Origin of the sequence: Streptomyces bacillaris (genome assembly GCF_003268675.1) — a bacterium.
Classification (GTDB): domain Bacteria; phylum Actinomycetota; class Actinomycetes; order Streptomycetales; family Streptomycetaceae; genus Streptomyces; species Streptomyces bacillaris.
The window spans coordinates 2,166,967-2,181,813 of the sequence record NZ_CP029378.1 but is presented as its reverse complement, the minus strand read 5'-3'; the positions used below and the strand labels follow the sequence as shown (position 1 = coordinate 2,181,813).

Sequence of the window (14,847 nt, the reverse complement as noted above, 5' to 3'; positions counted from 1 at the left end):
ACAGCGGATCACGGAACAGTTCCGGTCCGGTCCGCGGTGGCGGATTGGCCGCGGGATTCCCCGGAGGGAAGGATTCCGGTTCGTCGGGGGAGTGTGTTCGGTATCTCTTTTTGTGGATGAACGCGGAGTGGCCCAATTGCGTACGGGGGTGACCCGGCAATCTCCGTGGTGTGGCGGGATTCGGCCAGAATGCGCCCAGAAGGTGTGGTCGTCCCACCGATTTCCGAGGAGGGAAGCGGGCGACCGATGGTTCCGATCGGGCGCCCGCTGTCTCTCCCCGAACCGTCAGGAACGGCTCTGAACAGGTCCGTTCGTGACCCGGACCGCCGGAACCGGATATTCTTCTCGGGATGCCGGGCGTCACAGGTGACCGAACTGGTGTAGACCTTTGGCGTATTCGGGAGGATGAATCCGCCACCACTCGGCACGCCGGGTTTCCCCCGGGGGCCGGTTTCTGCTCTTGTCGTCACTGAAAGGCGTTGCCGCCACCGAAAGGCGGCGGCGCAGGGGGCCCGGCGCTGTTTCCGCTGTGTTCTACCGTGCGAGATCGCTGAGTACACCGCTGACGTTAACCACCTGATGGCAGCCCGAAGCCTGCGTTCCGGTCGCCGGGGTGCCGGGCTTGGTGCAGGTGACGGCAGCGGTGACCGTGGCGTTCTCCGGAATCTGAATGGGGGTGACCCAGTGATAGTCCTGGTTGCGGAAGGTTTCCAGCGCGATGGTGGTGATCTTCCGCTCTCCGAAGGAGATGGTCAGCACCCCCTCGTCGCCCTGGAAGTTCGCCACCACGAGGTCCGTGATCCCGAACACCTTGCCCTGCGGAACCTGGTACGTCTCCGCCACCTCGGGGCCGCCGGCCTGGCTCTCCACGTCGATCGTCGCGGAGCTCTGCTGGGTGCCCCCGGTGCCCGTACCGCCCGGACCGGTGCCTGTTCCCGGTCCCGTACCGGAGCCGCCGTTGCCACCGGGCGTGCCCTGGCCGTCCGGACCGGTGCCCTGCCCCTGGCCTCCCGCCGGGTTGTCCGGGCCGCCCGGCGTGGCCGAACCCTGCTGCTGTTCGCCGCGGGCGGCCTCCTCCTGCGCGGCCTCGGTCGCCGCCTGCTTGGCGGTGCTCTTCACCGCGGGCCGGACCAGGGCGAACCAGGCGAGCAGCAGCGCCAGCAGGGCGGCCAGCACGATCAGCAGCCACTTGGGCAGGACCGGCAGCTGGAGGAACTCGCCGGGGACGGGCTCGGGCCGCAACAGGTCGGGGCTGCCCGGCTCCTGCCGTACGGGCTCCGGGCGAGTGGGCTCCTTGGCGCCGACGGAACCCGCTGCCCCTGCGGCCCCCGTGGCTCCCACGGTGGCGGGCTCGGCGGCCTCGACGGGCGCGTCGGCCTCGGCGGCCTGCACCTCGAACGGCCAGGTGGCCGGCTCACCGAACCAGATCAGCTTGGTCGCGCGGACCTTCAGCTTCATCTCGGCCGACTCGCCGGGCTCCAGCCGCTTCTGGGCCGGAGTGAAGCCGAGCCGCAGCTCCTCCCCGTCCTGCTTGCCCGTCAGGGTGACGTCGACGGGGGTGTTCCCCTTGTTCTGCACTGCGGTACGGAAGCGGGCGCCCAGCCAGCCCCGGCGGCGGCGCGGCTCCAGCTCGGTGCGCAGCTCGTGGAAGGGCTCCACGGTGACCGTGCCCTCCGGGACCACCACCGACTCCGGGTGCTCCGCGGGCAGGACGCGGACGGCCAGCGGGGTCTCGCCCGCCCGGACCTCGTGCGAGCGGGGCGGGGCGAAGGTGAGGGTCACCGTCTCGGAGGTGCCCGGGTAGAGCGAGACGCGGGCCGGCTCGACGGTGCTCCACGCGGCGCAGTCGCCGACGACTTCGAGCGTGTAGGCCTCGACGATGTCACCGTCGTTGCGCACGGTCAGCGTCGTCGTCGCGGTACCGCCGGGCGACACCGTCACCGTGGGCATTTCGAGTTCGGCAGATGTGGTCACCCTGCGACCGTAAGCCGCCCGGGCGGCTGCGCAGCAGGGTCGCGAGGGCAACGGGCGGGCAGGGCCGGTGCCCCGAACGCACACCGGCCCGGGGGCCCGACGACCCCGCCCCGGGCCCGCGCCCCCTGCCGAAGACGGGCAACTTCGGGAGTGGACCAGGCATATCGGGCGGCAGTACCTGAGGAAGACGGCGCGGAACGATGACAACGGCAGAGACGAAGAGCAGGACGACCGAGCGCGGGCAGTACCGCAGGCCCGACGCGGCCCAGCGGGCCGCCCGGTACGCGACAGGCGCGGGCGCGAGCACAAGCACAAGCACCGGCACGGGCGCCTCGACCGGCCCCGGCACCAGCACCGTCACGGGCATAGGCGCACGCACCGGCACGGGAGTACGCACGGGAACAGCCACCGGTACGGGAACGGCGACCGGCACCGGAACCGGCACCGGCGGCCGGGTCACCGTCGCGGTCTACGCGGAGGACCTGATCCTCCAGACCGGGATGATCCACCAGCTCCGTATGCGCCCGGAGATCGAGCTGATACCGGAGGCCGAGGCCGACCGGGCCCAAGTCTCCCTGGTGGTGGTGGACATGGTGGACGACCAGACCGTCCAGCTCCTCCACCGCCTCCAGCGCAACACCTCCACCCGCACCGGACTCGTCGTCGGCTTCTTCGAGTCGGGCGCGCTCCAGACGATGATCGAGTGCGGGGTCGCCGCCGTGCTGCGGCGCGGCGAGGCCGACCAGGACCGGCTGATCCATCTGGTCAAGGCGATGGCCAACGGCGAGGGCGTCCTCCCCGGCGATCTGCTCGGCAAGCTCCTGGACCATGTCAGCAGCCTCCAGCGGACCGTCCTGGACCCGCGCGGGCTCACCCTCTCCACCCTCACCGCCCGCGAGGCGGAGATGATCCGGCTGGTGTCGGAGGGGTACGACACGGCGGAGATCGCGCAGAAGACCTCGTACTCCGAACGCACCGTCAAGAACGTGCTGCACGAGGTCGCGACCCGGCTCGACCTGCGCAACCGCGCCCACGCGGTGGGATACGCGATGCGGCACGGCCTGATCTGAGCACCCCGGAACCGGAGTCGGGGGTGGGGGAGCGCCGCAAAGGGCAGCGGTCCCTTCCCCCGCTCCGGGTACTCGGGGCCTGTTCTCCTGCCCGCGCGGGCGCGATGCTCGACAGGAAGTGTGGAGCGTGGAGTGTCATCGACAGACTGTGAGGTGGGCCGTGACCGGCACTGCTGGCCCGGCGAAGCAACCCCGGTGGAAGCATTCCCGGTGGGGCCGACTGGCGGGCGCGGTGGTGCTGCTGGCGCCGCTGCTGGTGGTCGGCTCGGCCGCCGCTCCGCAGGGGGCGCGCCAGGCGGTCGCCGCCGAGGCCGCCGACGACCCGCTGCAGGCCGGGCGGATCGCCTTCGCCGGTACGGAACACCGTAGCCTCGGCCGGGTCACGGACCCGAAGGCCACCACGCCGCTCTTCGGGGACGGCCCCGCCCACTACGACCAGGACCCCTCCGCCCGCGGTGACGTCCTCGTCTTCACCAGCCTCCGCGACAGCGTCCGCCCCCAGGTGTACGTGCGCGACGCGGACGGCACCGTACGCAGACTCACCACCGACCGGGACGCGGGCAACCCCGAACTCTCCCCGGACGGGCGGACGGTGGTCTTCGACTCCGCCGAGCCCGGCGGCCCCGGCGGCGCCACCCAGCGCGACCTGTGGGCGGTCGGCATCGACGGCTCGGACCTGCGGCGGCTCACCACGACTCCCGACAACGAGGAGTCCCCGACCTTCTCGCCGGACGGCAGCCGCATCGCGTACGCCTGCGACGGGGACATCGCACGCGGCTGGCAGATATACGAGCGGGCCTTCGCCGGCGGCCCGCAGACCCGGATCAGCGACGGCCCGCCCGGCGACGCCAAGGACCCGTCCTGGAACCCGGTCGACGACGACACCCACCGCGCCCGGGTCGCGTACACCCACATCACCGACCCCGACCCGGAGAAGGGCAACCGGCTCCGCGTCACCGAGGGCATCGGCACCGACCGGCCGCTGCTGGTCGGCGGCCACGCCGAGTGGGGCAGCCACGGGGTCTCCTGGCTGCCCGACGGCGACCAGCTCCTCTTCCTCAGCCCCTTCCACGTCTGCGGCTGCGACAACTTCGACCACGTCTACCGGGTGACCGCCTTCACCGACGAGACCCCGGAGCAACTGCTCACCGAGGACCGCAAGGTCGGCCCGCCCACCTGGCTGGGCCCGCCGGACTCCGGCTCCGTCGTCGTCACCCGGATCACCGCCGACGCGGCCACCACCGTGACGCTCCAGGACGTACGGCAGGACGGCTCCGACCCCCGCGACCTCGGCTTCACCATCCTCCGCGAGGACCCGGCCGCCCGAACCAACACCGACCCGGCGAACGACCCGCTGTTCACCCCGGCGCCCGGCTTCGACCCGTGGACCGAGCGGCAGAACTACACGCCCGACGGCCGCCGTATCGTCGTGACCCGCTTCGAGGGCCCCGCCGACGCCCGGATCCAGCGCATCTGGATGGTCGACGCCGACGGCACCAACGGCGCCGCCCTGCCGCTCGCCGGACGCGGCGAGCGCGACTGGGACACCGATCCCACCTTCTCGCCCGACGGCACGAAACTGGCGTTCACCCGGACCTCGCCCGGCGGCGTCGGCGGGGCGGCGGGCCCCGGCCGCATCCTCATCGCCGACGTGGCCACCGGCGCGATCCTCGACGAGATCCGCCCGCCCGAGGGCCAGCAGCAGGGCGGCGACGCCCAGCCGACCTGGTCCTCCGACGGCCTCAACCTCGCCTTCACCCGTACGCAGGTGATCAACGGCCACGGCGGCAACAAGCACATCTGGACCGTCCCGGCGGACCGGCTCGACCAGCAGCGCGACCTCAGCTCCACCATCTGCTACGGCGACTGCGAAGTCATCGACGACAGCCCGGCGTTCTCCCCGGACGGTACGCGGGTGGCCTTCAACCGCAAGGACGGCGGCGGCCGGATCAACGAGCGGGCGGGCGTCCTGATCAAGCCGCTGCGCGGCGGCGGCTGCCGGGTCGTGCTCCCCTCCTCCCAGCGGGACAACCCCGACGGCTGCGACCAGCAGATCCCCGACACCACGGCCACCGGCCCCTTCCAGCCCCGCGACGTGGCCTGGTCCCCGGACGGCAGCCACCTTGTGCTCACCTCCCGGCGGGAGCAGCCGGTCAACTCGATGGAGCAGCTCTCCGTCCTCGACCTCGCCTCCGGAGAGCTGACGCCCCTGGAGAACGACCACGCCGGACGCCAGAAGGAGCCCAGCTACCAGCAGTCCGTCGACCTCGCCGTGACCGCCCCGCCCACCGGGCCCGCCGTGGAGGTCGGCTCCTCGGTCGAGGTGACCGTCACGGTGGTCAACCGCGGCCCCTCGCCCTCGCCCCGCACCACGTTCACGGCCGACGCCCCGCCCGGCGTACGGCTGGAGGAGCTGACCACCGCATCCGGCAGCTGCGGGGCGGGTTCACCCCAGTGCGACCTGGGCACCGTCCCGCCCGGCGCGAGCGTGGAGATCACCGCCCGGCTGACCGGTGTGACCCGGGGCGACCAGCCGGTCGGCTGGTCCGTCACCGGCGCCGTGCTCGACCCGAACCCGACGGACAACGCCACCGGCACCCTCGTACCGGTCCAGGACGTCCCCCCGCCGACCCCGACCCCGACACCGCCCACCCCGACCCCGACGCCTCCCACGCCCCCGCCGACCACGGCGCCGCCCACCCCGACCCCCACGCCCACCACCACCGCGCCCGTCCCGCCCCCGCCGCCGTCACCGCGCCCGCCCGCCCCGCGCCCCCCGGCCCCGCTCCCGCCCGCGCCCCTGGCCGGTCCCGGAGTCGTGGTGCGGGCCCAGCCCAGCCCCGGGTACGTCGGCGGCAAGGTCGTCGTCACGTACACCGTGCGCAACGGCGCGAACGCCTTCGCCACCGGCCTGCGGCTCCGCCTCGGGCTCCCCGGGAACATCCCGGCGGGCCCGCTCCCCGCAGGCTGCACGGCCGGGCAGTGCGCGCTGCCCGACCTGGCGCCCGGCGCGTCCACCGTCGTACGCGTCGTCCTCTCCCCGGACCGCGCCCTGCGCACCACCATCACGGCCACCCTCACCACCACCGGCACGGACGCGGACCGGAGCGACAACGTCTCCCGCATCCCGCTGCGCATCCTCCAGCCCCGGATCGTCTCGGTGCCCGCCGTCGGCAAGCCCGGCTTCGTCACCTCGGTGCGCGGCAAGGACTTCCCGCCGGGGGCGCCCGTGAAGCTCAGCTGGAACCCGGGCCTCACGGCGGCCGCCGCGCCGACCTTCCCCAACCCGGACGGCACGTTCATCGCCCAGCTGCTGATCCTGCCCAAGGATCGGACGGGTCCGCGCACGATCACGGCGAAGGGCCCCGGCTTCTCCCCGGTCACCACCGACTTCCTCGTGGTGCTCGGCACCATCACCCCGCCGGACGAGGTGATCCGCCGATGATCCACGAAGTCGACGAAGGGCTGCGGCTGTTGCTGGTCGACGCCGGACTCCAGGAGAGCGGGGTCGACCTGGTCTTCGACGCGCCCACCAAGGACTGGTCGGCCCGCCGCAACGCCCCGACCATCAGCATCTTCCTGCACGGCATCCGCGAGAACGCGGGCCGACGGCGGACCGGCACGGCCGAGGAGCACGACGAGAACGGGATGGTCATCGGCTGGCGCACCCCGCCCCGCTGGTTCGAGCTGACCTATCTGGTCACCGCCTGGACCAACCGCCCGCAGGACGAACACCGGCTGCTCTCCGAGGTGTTGCGCTGCCTGATGCGCCATGACGTACTGCCAGCAAGCATGTTGACCGGCAGCCTCGCCGAACTCGGCCTCACCGTCGAGCTGGAGGCGGCTGGCCCGCGCACCGACGGCCCGTCCGCCTCCGACGTCTGGTCCGCGCTCGGCGGCGAGCTGAAGGCCGCGATCGACCTGCGCGTCCTCGCCCCGCTCGCCGGGGAACGCGCCCCGGCCGGACCGCCGGTCACCGAGGGCCTGGTGATGAAGGCCGCGCCCGCCGTGGACGGTACGGCGGGCGACGACCCGGGCCGCCGGCTGCGGTACGAGGGGGCGGACGGCGACCTGCCGGCGGACGGCTTCGCGGCCGAGCGGGAGAGGCAACTGCCGCCGGGGCGGCGCAAGCGGGGGAGTGCGGCGCGATGACGGTGACCGAGAGCGCACCAGCGGTCCCGGAGGCGATGGATGTCGAGATCCTCTGGGAGCGGCTGGCCCGCGTCGAGGAGCGGGTCCGCCACGCGGTGGCGGCCCGCCGCGCCACCGACCCGGAACCGGACGACCCGTACCGGGGGCAGTACCTCACGCCCGAGGCGGTGGAACGCATCCTGGAGTCGCGGGACGCGTTCGCGCCGGTACCTGCCTACCGCGTGGACCAACTCCCGTACGTGACAGAGCAGTTGACCGCCCCATCGGCCCCTGCCCCGCACCCCGGCTCCCGGCTCGACCGGCTGGCCCGGAGCTTCGGCCTCGTCCCGCTCGACGTCGAACTCCTGCTGGTCGCGATGGCGCCGGACATCGACCCCCGTTTCGAGCGCCTCTACGGCTACCTCAACGACGACCTGACCCGCCGCAGGCCCGCCATCGGCCTGGCGCTGGAACTCTGCGGGCTGCCCGCCGCGGGCTCCGGCCGATTCCGCTTCCAGCCCTCCGCCCCGCTCGTGGCGGGCGGCCTGCTGGAGATCACGGACCTCGAACGGCCCCTGCTCTCCCGCACGTTGAGGGCCCCCGACCGGGTCACCGCCCATCTCCTCGGCGACGACGAACCGGACGGAAGGCTGCGCGGCCTGGTCCAGGTGCCCGCCCCTGCCGACCCCCGGGACGACCGCCCCGAAGCCCGCCGCATCGCCGCCGCCCTCGCCACCGGCAGCGGTCTGGTGCATCTGCTCGACCGGGGCGGCGACCCCTCAGGGCTGGCCGTCGAGGCGCTCGGGGCCGTGGGCCGCCGCCCGCTCGTCGTCGACATCGCCGCCCTCGCGGCAGCCGGGGAACGGACCGGCGAGCTGGTCCGGGCGCTGGCCACCGAGGCCCGCCTCGCCCACGGCGGTGTCGTCCTCGGCCCGCTCGAAGCGCTGGCCCCCGAACGCCCGGAGGGTGCCCGCTTGTTGGCCTCCCTCTGTACGGCGGTGAGCGGCACGCCCCTGATCGCGTACGGGAAGAAGAACTGGGACCCGCTCTGGACCCCGGACAGCCCCGTCCCGGTCGCCGTGCTGCCCCCGGGCCCGACCGGCGCGTCCCACCAGTGGCGGCAGGCGCTCGCGGAGGCGGCCAGGACCGTCGGGCTGCCGGAGGCGGAGGCGACGGCCGACGACCACCTGATCGAGGCCACCGCCTCCTACCGGCTCGACTCCGACCAGCTGCGCAAGGCCGCCACCGTCGCCTCCCGGCTGGCGCTGGCGGAGCGGCGGCCGGTCCACGCGGACGACCTGCGCGCGGCGGTCCGGGCCCAGAACGGCGCCGGTCTGGAGCGGCTCGCCCGCCGCATCGAACCCGCCGTCGGCTGGGACGACCTGGTGCTGCCCCCGGCCACCCGCACCCAGCTCACCGAACTCGCCCTCCGCGCCCGCCACCGCGAACAGGTGCTCGGGCAGTGGGGGATGCGGCCGGGCGGGGGCCGGGGGCGCGGGGTCATCGCGATGTTCGCGGGCGAGTCCGGCACGGGCAAGACCATGTCGGCCGAGGTCGTCGCCCGGGACCTGGGCATGGAGCTGTACGTCGTCGACCTCTCCACGGTGGTGGACAAGTACATCGGGGAGACCGAGAAGAACCTGGAGCGGATCTTCGTCGAGGCGTCGGACGTCAACGGCATCCTGCTCTTCGACGAGGCCGACGCGATCTTCGGCAAGCGCTCGCAGGTCAAGGACGCCCATGACAAGCACGCCAACATGGAGTCCGCGTACCTCCTCCAGCGCATGGAGTCCTTCGACGGGATCGCGGTGCTCACCACCAACCTCCGGGCCAACCTGGACGAGGCGTTCACCCGCCGCCTCGACGTGATCGCGGAGTTCCCCATGCCGGACGCCGAACAGCGCCTGGCCCTCTGGGACCGCTGCCTGGGCACCGCTATCCCCCGCGACCCCGCGCTCGACCTGGAGTTCTGCGCCGGCCGCTTCGAGCTGGCGGGCGGCTCGATCCGGGCCTGCGCGGTGACCGCCGCCTACCTCGCCGCCGAGTCCCGGTCCCCGCTGACCATGGACCAGCTCGTCACGGCGGTGCTCCAGGAGTACCGGAAGCTGGGACGGCTGGTGCTGGAGAGCGAGTTCGGCCCGTGGCTGGCAAAGGAGCGGGCGCGCGCGGGGCGGTAGGATCCGGCGGCCGTACGGGGCGGCGGACCCCCGGGGCCGGACCCCGCCGCGGCCACCACCCGGGTCGGCGGCGATGTGTGGCCGGACGCCATCGCCGTACCCCGTCGCCCGTTCCTAGTCTCGTGCGCAGTCGATGCGGCGGGAGGGCCGATGGATGAGTAGGGACAAGGTGGTCGCCGACCCGGCGGACGCGGTCGCGGACGTGGGGCCGGGAGCGTCCCTGGCGGTCGGTGGGTTCGGGCTCTGCGGCATCCCCGGCGTGCTGATCCACGCCCTGCTGGAGCGGGGCGCGGGCGGGCTGCGGGTGGTGTCCAACAACTGCGGGGTGGACGACTGGGGCCTCGGGCTGCTGCTGCGGGCGGGGCTGATCGCCCGGATGACCAGCTCGTACGTGGGGGAGAACAAGGAGTTCGCCCGGCAGTACCTGCACGGGGAGCTGGAGGTGGAGCTGGTCCCGCAGGGCACCCTGGCGGAGCGGCTGCGGGCCGGTGGCTCCGGCATCCCGGCGTTCTACACCCCGGCCGGTGCGGGCACCTGGATCGAGGAGGGCGGACTGCCCTGGCGGTACGGGGCCGACGGCTCGGTCGCCGTCGCCTCACCGCCCCGGGAGCGGCGGGTCTTCGACGGCCGGGCACACCTCCTGGAGGAGGGCATCACCACCGATTTCGCCCTGGTCCGGGCGGCCGTCGGGGACCGGCACGGCAACCTCCGCTTCCACTCCTCCGCCCGTAACTTCAACCCCCTGGCCGCGATGGCCGGACGCGTTACGGTCGCGGAGGTGGAGGAGCTGGTCGAGCCCGGCGAACTCGCCCCCGACGACATCCACCTGCCCGGGATCTTCGTCCAGCGGGTCGTCCCCGTCGAGCCGGGCGACCCGTGGGCCGAGAAGCGCGTCGAGCGCCGTACCGTACGTGTGGAGGCCTGAAATGGCGCTGACGCGTGAGCAGTTGGCGGCCCGAGCCGCCCGCGAACTGGTCGACGGCAGTTACGTCAACCTCGGCATCGGTCTGCCGACCCTGATCCCCAACTTCCTGCCCGAGGGCGTGGAGGTGGTGATCCACTCGGAGAACGGCCTGCTGGGCGTGGGCCCTTACCCCGAGGAGAGCGAGGTCCTGCCCGACCTCATCAACGCGGGCAAGGAAACCGTGACCCTCCTCCCCGGCGCCTCCTGCGTCGACTCCGCGCTCTCCTTCGCGATGATCCGGGGCGGCCATATCGATGTGGCGGTCCTGGGGGCCATGCAGGTCTCCGCCACCGGGGACCTGGCGAACTGGGTGATCCCGGGCAAGGTGGTCAAGGGGATGGGCGGGGCCATGGACCTCGTCCACGGCGCCCGGCACGTCATCGTGGTGACCGAACACACCGCGCGCGACGGCTCACCGAAGCTGGTGGAGGAGTGCACGCTCCCCCTCACCGGCCGGGGCGTCGTCCACCGGGTCGTCACCGATCTCGCGGTCCTGGACATCACCGTCGACGGCTTCGTGCTGCGGGAGCCGGCCCCCGGGGTGACCGTCGACGAGATCCGGGCGGCCACGGGCGCGGAGCTGACCGTACGGCTGGTGCCGGAGGCCGTACGTCCGGCCTCGGAGACCGTACGGCTGCCGCCGGAGACCGTGCGTCCGGCGTCGGGGCCCGTACGTCCGTAGCAGCGGGCGCGCGCCCCCACAACGGGTGGCGGCGCCCCCTTCCGGGCCGGGTTGTGGCGCGCACCGCCATTACCCGGCCCGCCGCGTGCTTCCTACGGTGACGGACCTCGGCGGCGCTGTCCGACGGTGCCGCCGCCGGACCACGGGAGGTCACGTTGCCGTACGTCACGCCATCGCACCCGGCACCACCGGCACCAGCAGCACGGACCGGACGGCCGCGAGGCGGCGGCCGTCTGCTGCGCCGCCTCGTCGCCGCGCTCGCCGCCGCCGTCACCCTCGCCACGGGAGCCGCGCTCGTCGCCCCGGCCACCGAGGCCCGGGCGGCGGTCCCCCCAGCGGCCGCCGCCCTTGAACGGGTCACGAACTTCGGCGCCAACCCCGGCGCCCTGACCATGTACGTCCACCGCCCCGCGGCCCTCCCCGCGAACGCCCCCGTCGTCGTCGCCCTGCACGGCTGCACCCAGAGCGCGCAGCTCTACGCCGACAACTCCGGGCTCAACACCTTCGCCGACCGGCACGGCTTCCTGGTCGTCTACGCCGAGACCACCACCGCCAACAACGCCAACAAGTGCTTCAACTGGTTCCAGACCGGCGACAACCGGCGCGGCCGGGGCGAGGCCGCCTCGATCCGGCAGATGGTCGCCCACGCCACCTCCGCGTACGGCACCGACCCGGCCCGCGCCCAGGTCACCGGGCTCTCGGCGGGCGGGGCGATGACCTCGGTGCTGCTGGCCGCCTACCCGGAGGTGTTCGCGGCGGGCGCGGTCGTCGCCGGAATCCCGTACGGCTGCGGGGTCGACGTCATCTCCGCGTTCGGCTGCATGAGCCCCGGCGTCGACCGCACCCCGGCCGCCTGGGCGCAGGCCGTCCGCGACGCGCACCCCGGGTACGCCGGACCCTGGCCCCGGGTCGCGATCTGGCACGGCGACAACGACCCCACCGTCGTCCCCCGCAACGCCGACGAACTGCGCGACCAGTGGACGGCGGTCCACGGCCTCGGCCAGACCCCGGACCGCACCTCCACGCTCGCGCCGAACAACACCCGCAGGAGCGAGTACGTCACGGCCGGCGGGCGGACGGCGGTCGAGGTGAACAGGGTGCCCGGCATCGGCCACGGCACCCCGGTCGCCCCGGGCACCGGCCCCCAGCAGTGCGGCGCCACCGGCACCCAGCACTTCATCGCGTCGATCTGCTCCAGCTACTGGATCACCCGGTTCTTCGGCCTGGACGGCACGGTGACCGAGCCGCCCACCGAGCCGCCGGTGGACCCGCCCACCGAGCCCGCCGCCTGCTGGACCGCCAGCAACTACGAGCACGTCCGCGCGGGCCGCGCCACCACCACCGGCGGCTACGCCTACGCGAAGGGCTCCGGCCAGAACCTCGGCCTCTACAACACCTTCGTGACCCACACCCTCAAGGAGACCCCGCCGGGCCACTACACCATCGCCACCGGCTCCTGCCCGTAACGGATCACCCAACGGAGGCCCAACTCATGCCAGTTCACCCACCGCACCGCCCCCGCCCCCGCCGCCGGCTCCGCCCCGCCGCCCTCGCCGCCGCCGCGCTGACCGCCTTGACGGCCGCCCCGGCCACCGCCGCGCCCCCGCCCCAGGACACCGCCCGCCCCGCCCACTGCTTCCGTGTCGACACGCTGAAAGTCCCCGGCGCTGAACGCCAGCAGGCCTCCTGCCTCCCCGAGTTGACCACTGCCGGGACCGTCGCCTCCGGCCACACCGACCCCGCCGACTGGGCGGGGCTCACCCCGGAAGGGCTGGCCACACCGCGAGGCGTCCCCGGCATCCAGATCGACGGCTACTTCCCCGACTCCTCCACCACCAACACCAACCACGGCTGGAACCACGACTCCCAGTTCGTCATCCGCCTCCCCGACCGGTGGAACGGCGGCCTGGTCGTCTCCGGCGCGCCCGGCGTCCGCGAGCAGTACGCCAACGACCGGGCGTTCGGGGACTGGGCGGTGGCCAACGGCTACGCGTTCGCCGCCACCGACAAGGGCGCGACCGGCGCCGCCTTCCACCGCGACGGCGAGGCCCCCGGGGACGCCCTGGCCGAAGGCAACCACCGGGTCACCCAGCTCACCCGCGCCGCCCGCCAGGTGGTCGCCCGCCGCTACCAGCGCCCGCCCACCCGCACGTTGGCGATGGGCATGTCCAACGGCGGCTATCTGGTGCGCTGGCAGCTGGAGAACCACCCCGAGCTGTACGACGGCGGCATCGACTGGGAAGGCACCCTCTGGCGCACCGAGGGGCCGAACCTCCTCACCTTCCTGCCGCCCGCGCTCCGGCACTATCCGGCGTACGCGGCCGGGGGCGCGGGCGCCGGGCAGGCCCACCGTGCGATGACGGCGGCGGGGTACCCGGCCGGTTCGGAGTTCCTCTGGCCCTTCCACCACCAGTACTACTGGGACCTCACCCAGCGGATCTACCGGGAGGAGCTGGACCCGGAGTTCGACGGGGCGACCGAGGCCGGGACGCCGTTCTGCGCCCCGGGGACCCCGGCCTGCGACGCCGACTACGTCTACGCCGAGCGGCCGGAGGCGGTCCGCAAGGCCGTCGCCGAGATCGCCCTCACCGGCCGGATCGGCAAGCCGCTCATCACCTTCCACGGCACCTACGACGTGCTCCTGCCGATCTCCCGCAGCTCGGACGTCTACGCGCAGCTGGTGCGGCGAGAGGGCCGGGGCCACCTCCACCGGTACTACCGCGTCGAGGCGGGCACGCACGTGGACTCGCTGGCCGACGCCTTCCCCGGCCGGGTGCGCCCCCTGGTGCCGTGCCACCGCTCGGCCTCCGCCGCGCTGGAACGCTGGCTGGACCACGGCGTACGGCCGCCGTCCAGCCGCACGCTGAGGCTGCCGGCCGGGGCGGGCCCCGCGAAGCTGCTCACGTACTGCCCGCTGACCGGTTAGGCAGTGGTGGCGGCCTCCATACCGGCAGCCGCCACTATGGCGATCGGTGCCATGGGATGTCCGGCCGGGTGTCTCTACCGTTTCCGGCCATGACGAGCCAATTTCACGCAGCGCCCGGTCCCACGGCGGGGGCCGCCCGCGCCGTGGACCTCAGCGGGCGCACCGCCCTGGTCACCGGCGGCGGCAGCGGCATCGGACGGGCCACCGCCGAGGCGCTCGCCGGGGCCGGGGCCCTCGTGCACATCGCCGACCGGGACGCCGACGGAGCCAAGGCCGTCGCCGCCGCGACCGGCGGGGTGGCCCATGTCGTGGACCTCGCCGACGCCGAGGCGATCGGGGCGCTGCCGAGGGCGGTGGACATCCTGGTCAACAACGCGGGGCTCCAGCACGTGGCGCCCATCGAGGACTTCCCGCCCGACCGGTTCGCGCTGATCCAGCAGGTGATGCTGACCGCCCCGTTCCTCCTGATGCGGCACTGCCTCCCGCACATGTACGCGGGCGGGTGGGGCCGGCTGGTCAACGTCTCCAGCATGCACGGCCTGCGGGCCAGCCCCTTCAAGTCCGCGTACGTCGCCGCCAAGCACGGCCTGGAGGGGCTGAGCAAGGTGGCCGCCCTGGAGGGCGCCCCGCACGGGGTGACCAGCAACTGCGTCGATCCCGGTTACGTACGCACTCCGCTGGTCGAGGGCCAGATCGCCGCCCAGGCCACCGCCCACGGCATCGCGCCGGAGGAGGTGGTGGCCGACGTGCTGCTGGACCGGTCCGCGATCAAGCGGCTGATCGAGCCCGTGGAGGTCGCCGCCGTCTGCCTCTGGCTCTGCGGCCCCCACACCTCGTACATCACCGGCGCCTCCCTCCCCGTCGACGGAGGCTGGGGCGCCCGCTGACCCCCCTCCACCCGTCTCCGGCCCCCACCGGAGCCG

Annotated in this window: 10 protein-coding genes; 9 read left to right on the top strand and 1 reads right to left on the bottom strand. The window is 73.7% G+C overall.

Going from position 1 to position 14,847, the window contains the following annotated elements:
• Positions 1–534: 534 nt before the first annotated feature.
• Complete coding sequence (locus DJ476_RS08815) at positions 535–1,950, bottom strand: COG1470 family protein (RefSeq protein WP_103417329.1); 1,416 nt, start codon at positions 1,948–1,950, stop codon at positions 535–537.
• A gap of 224 nt (positions 1,951–2,174) precedes the next feature.
• On the opposite strand from DJ476_RS08815, the gene DJ476_RS08810 reads away from it, so the two are divergent.
• From DJ476_RS08810 to DJ476_RS08770, 9 genes are all read left to right on the top strand, one after another.
• On the top strand, positions 2,175–3,044 hold the full coding sequence (locus DJ476_RS08810) for a helix-turn-helix transcriptional regulator (RefSeq protein ID WP_208853481.1): 870 nt from the start codon (positions 2,175–2,177) through the stop codon (positions 3,042–3,044).
• A gap of 232 nt (positions 3,045–3,276) precedes the next feature.
• Complete coding sequence (locus DJ476_RS08805; RefSeq protein ID WP_112490241.1) at positions 3,277–6,489, top strand: DUF11 domain-containing protein; 3,213 nt, start codon at positions 3,277–3,279, stop codon at positions 6,487–6,489.
• Complete coding sequence (locus DJ476_RS08800; protein WP_103417327.1) at positions 6,486–7,196, top strand: DUF4255 domain-containing protein; 711 nt, start codon at positions 6,486–6,488, stop codon at positions 7,194–7,196. Before DJ476_RS08805 ends, DJ476_RS08800 begins: the two co-directional genes overlap by 4 nt.
• Positions 7,193–9,352, top strand: coding sequence for an ATP-binding protein (locus tag DJ476_RS08795; protein ID WP_112490240.1), 2,160 nt, complete (start codon positions 7,193–7,195; stop codon positions 9,350–9,352). The genes DJ476_RS08800 and DJ476_RS08795 overlap by 4 nt, the downstream gene beginning before the upstream one ends.
• Before the next feature lie 154 nt (positions 9,353–9,506).
• Positions 9,507–10,277 (top strand): CoA transferase subunit A, encoded by a 771-nt coding sequence (locus DJ476_RS08790; protein WP_112490239.1) that lies wholly within the window; start codon positions 9,507–9,509, stop codon positions 10,275–10,277.
• 1 nt (position 10,278) lies between these two features.
• The gene (locus DJ476_RS08785) at positions 10,279–10,998 is read left to right on the top strand and encodes a CoA transferase subunit B (RefSeq protein ID WP_318294483.1); all 720 of its coding nucleotides are present in this window, start codon (positions 10,279–10,281) and stop codon (positions 10,996–10,998) included.
• 155 nt (positions 10,999–11,153) lie between these two features.
• Positions 11,154–12,464, top strand: a complete 1,311-nt coding sequence (locus DJ476_RS08780; protein WP_112490238.1) for an extracellular catalytic domain type 1 short-chain-length polyhydroxyalkanoate depolymerase — start codon at positions 11,154–11,156, stop codon at positions 12,462–12,464.
• A gap of 26 nt (positions 12,465–12,490) precedes the next feature.
• Positions 12,491–13,924, top strand: a complete 1,434-nt coding sequence (locus DJ476_RS08775) for a 3-hydroxybutyrate oligomer hydrolase family protein (protein WP_112490237.1) — start codon at positions 12,491–12,493, stop codon at positions 13,922–13,924.
• Between the two features lie 89 nt (positions 13,925–14,013).
• Positions 14,014–14,811, top strand: coding sequence for a 3-hydroxybutyrate dehydrogenase (locus tag DJ476_RS08770; protein ID WP_112490236.1), 798 nt, complete (start codon positions 14,014–14,016; stop codon positions 14,809–14,811).
• The last annotated feature ends 36 nt before the right edge of the window (positions 14,812–14,847 follow it).

What these genes read in the sequence shown, in the direction of transcription:
- DJ476_RS08800 (WP_103417327.1), top strand. Translation starts at nt 6,486, where the DNA reads ATGATCCACGAAGTCGACGAAGGGCTGCGGCTGTTGCTGGTCGACGCC.
- DJ476_RS08815 (WP_103417329.1), bottom strand. Translation starts at nt 1,950, where the DNA reads ATGCCCACGGTGACGGTGTCGCCCGGCGGTACCGCGACGACGACGCTG.
- DJ476_RS08810 (WP_208853481.1), top strand. Translation starts at nt 2,175, where the DNA reads ATGACAACGGCAGAGACGAAGAGCAGGACGACCGAGCGCGGGCAGTAC.
- DJ476_RS08785 (WP_318294483.1), top strand. Translation starts at nt 10,279, where the DNA reads ATGGCGCTGACGCGTGAGCAGTTGGCGGCCCGAGCCGCCCGCGAACTG.
- DJ476_RS08770 (WP_112490236.1), top strand. Translation starts at nt 14,014, where the DNA reads ATGACGAGCCAATTTCACGCAGCGCCCGGTCCCACGGCGGGGGCCGCC.
- DJ476_RS08795 (WP_112490240.1), top strand. Translation starts at nt 7,193, where the DNA reads ATGACGGTGACCGAGAGCGCACCAGCGGTCCCGGAGGCGATGGATGTC.
- DJ476_RS08775 (WP_112490237.1), top strand. Translation starts at nt 12,491, where the DNA reads ATGCCAGTTCACCCACCGCACCGCCCCCGCCCCCGCCGCCGGCTCCGC.
- DJ476_RS08790 (WP_112490239.1), top strand. Translation starts at nt 9,507, where the DNA reads ATGAGTAGGGACAAGGTGGTCGCCGACCCGGCGGACGCGGTCGCGGAC.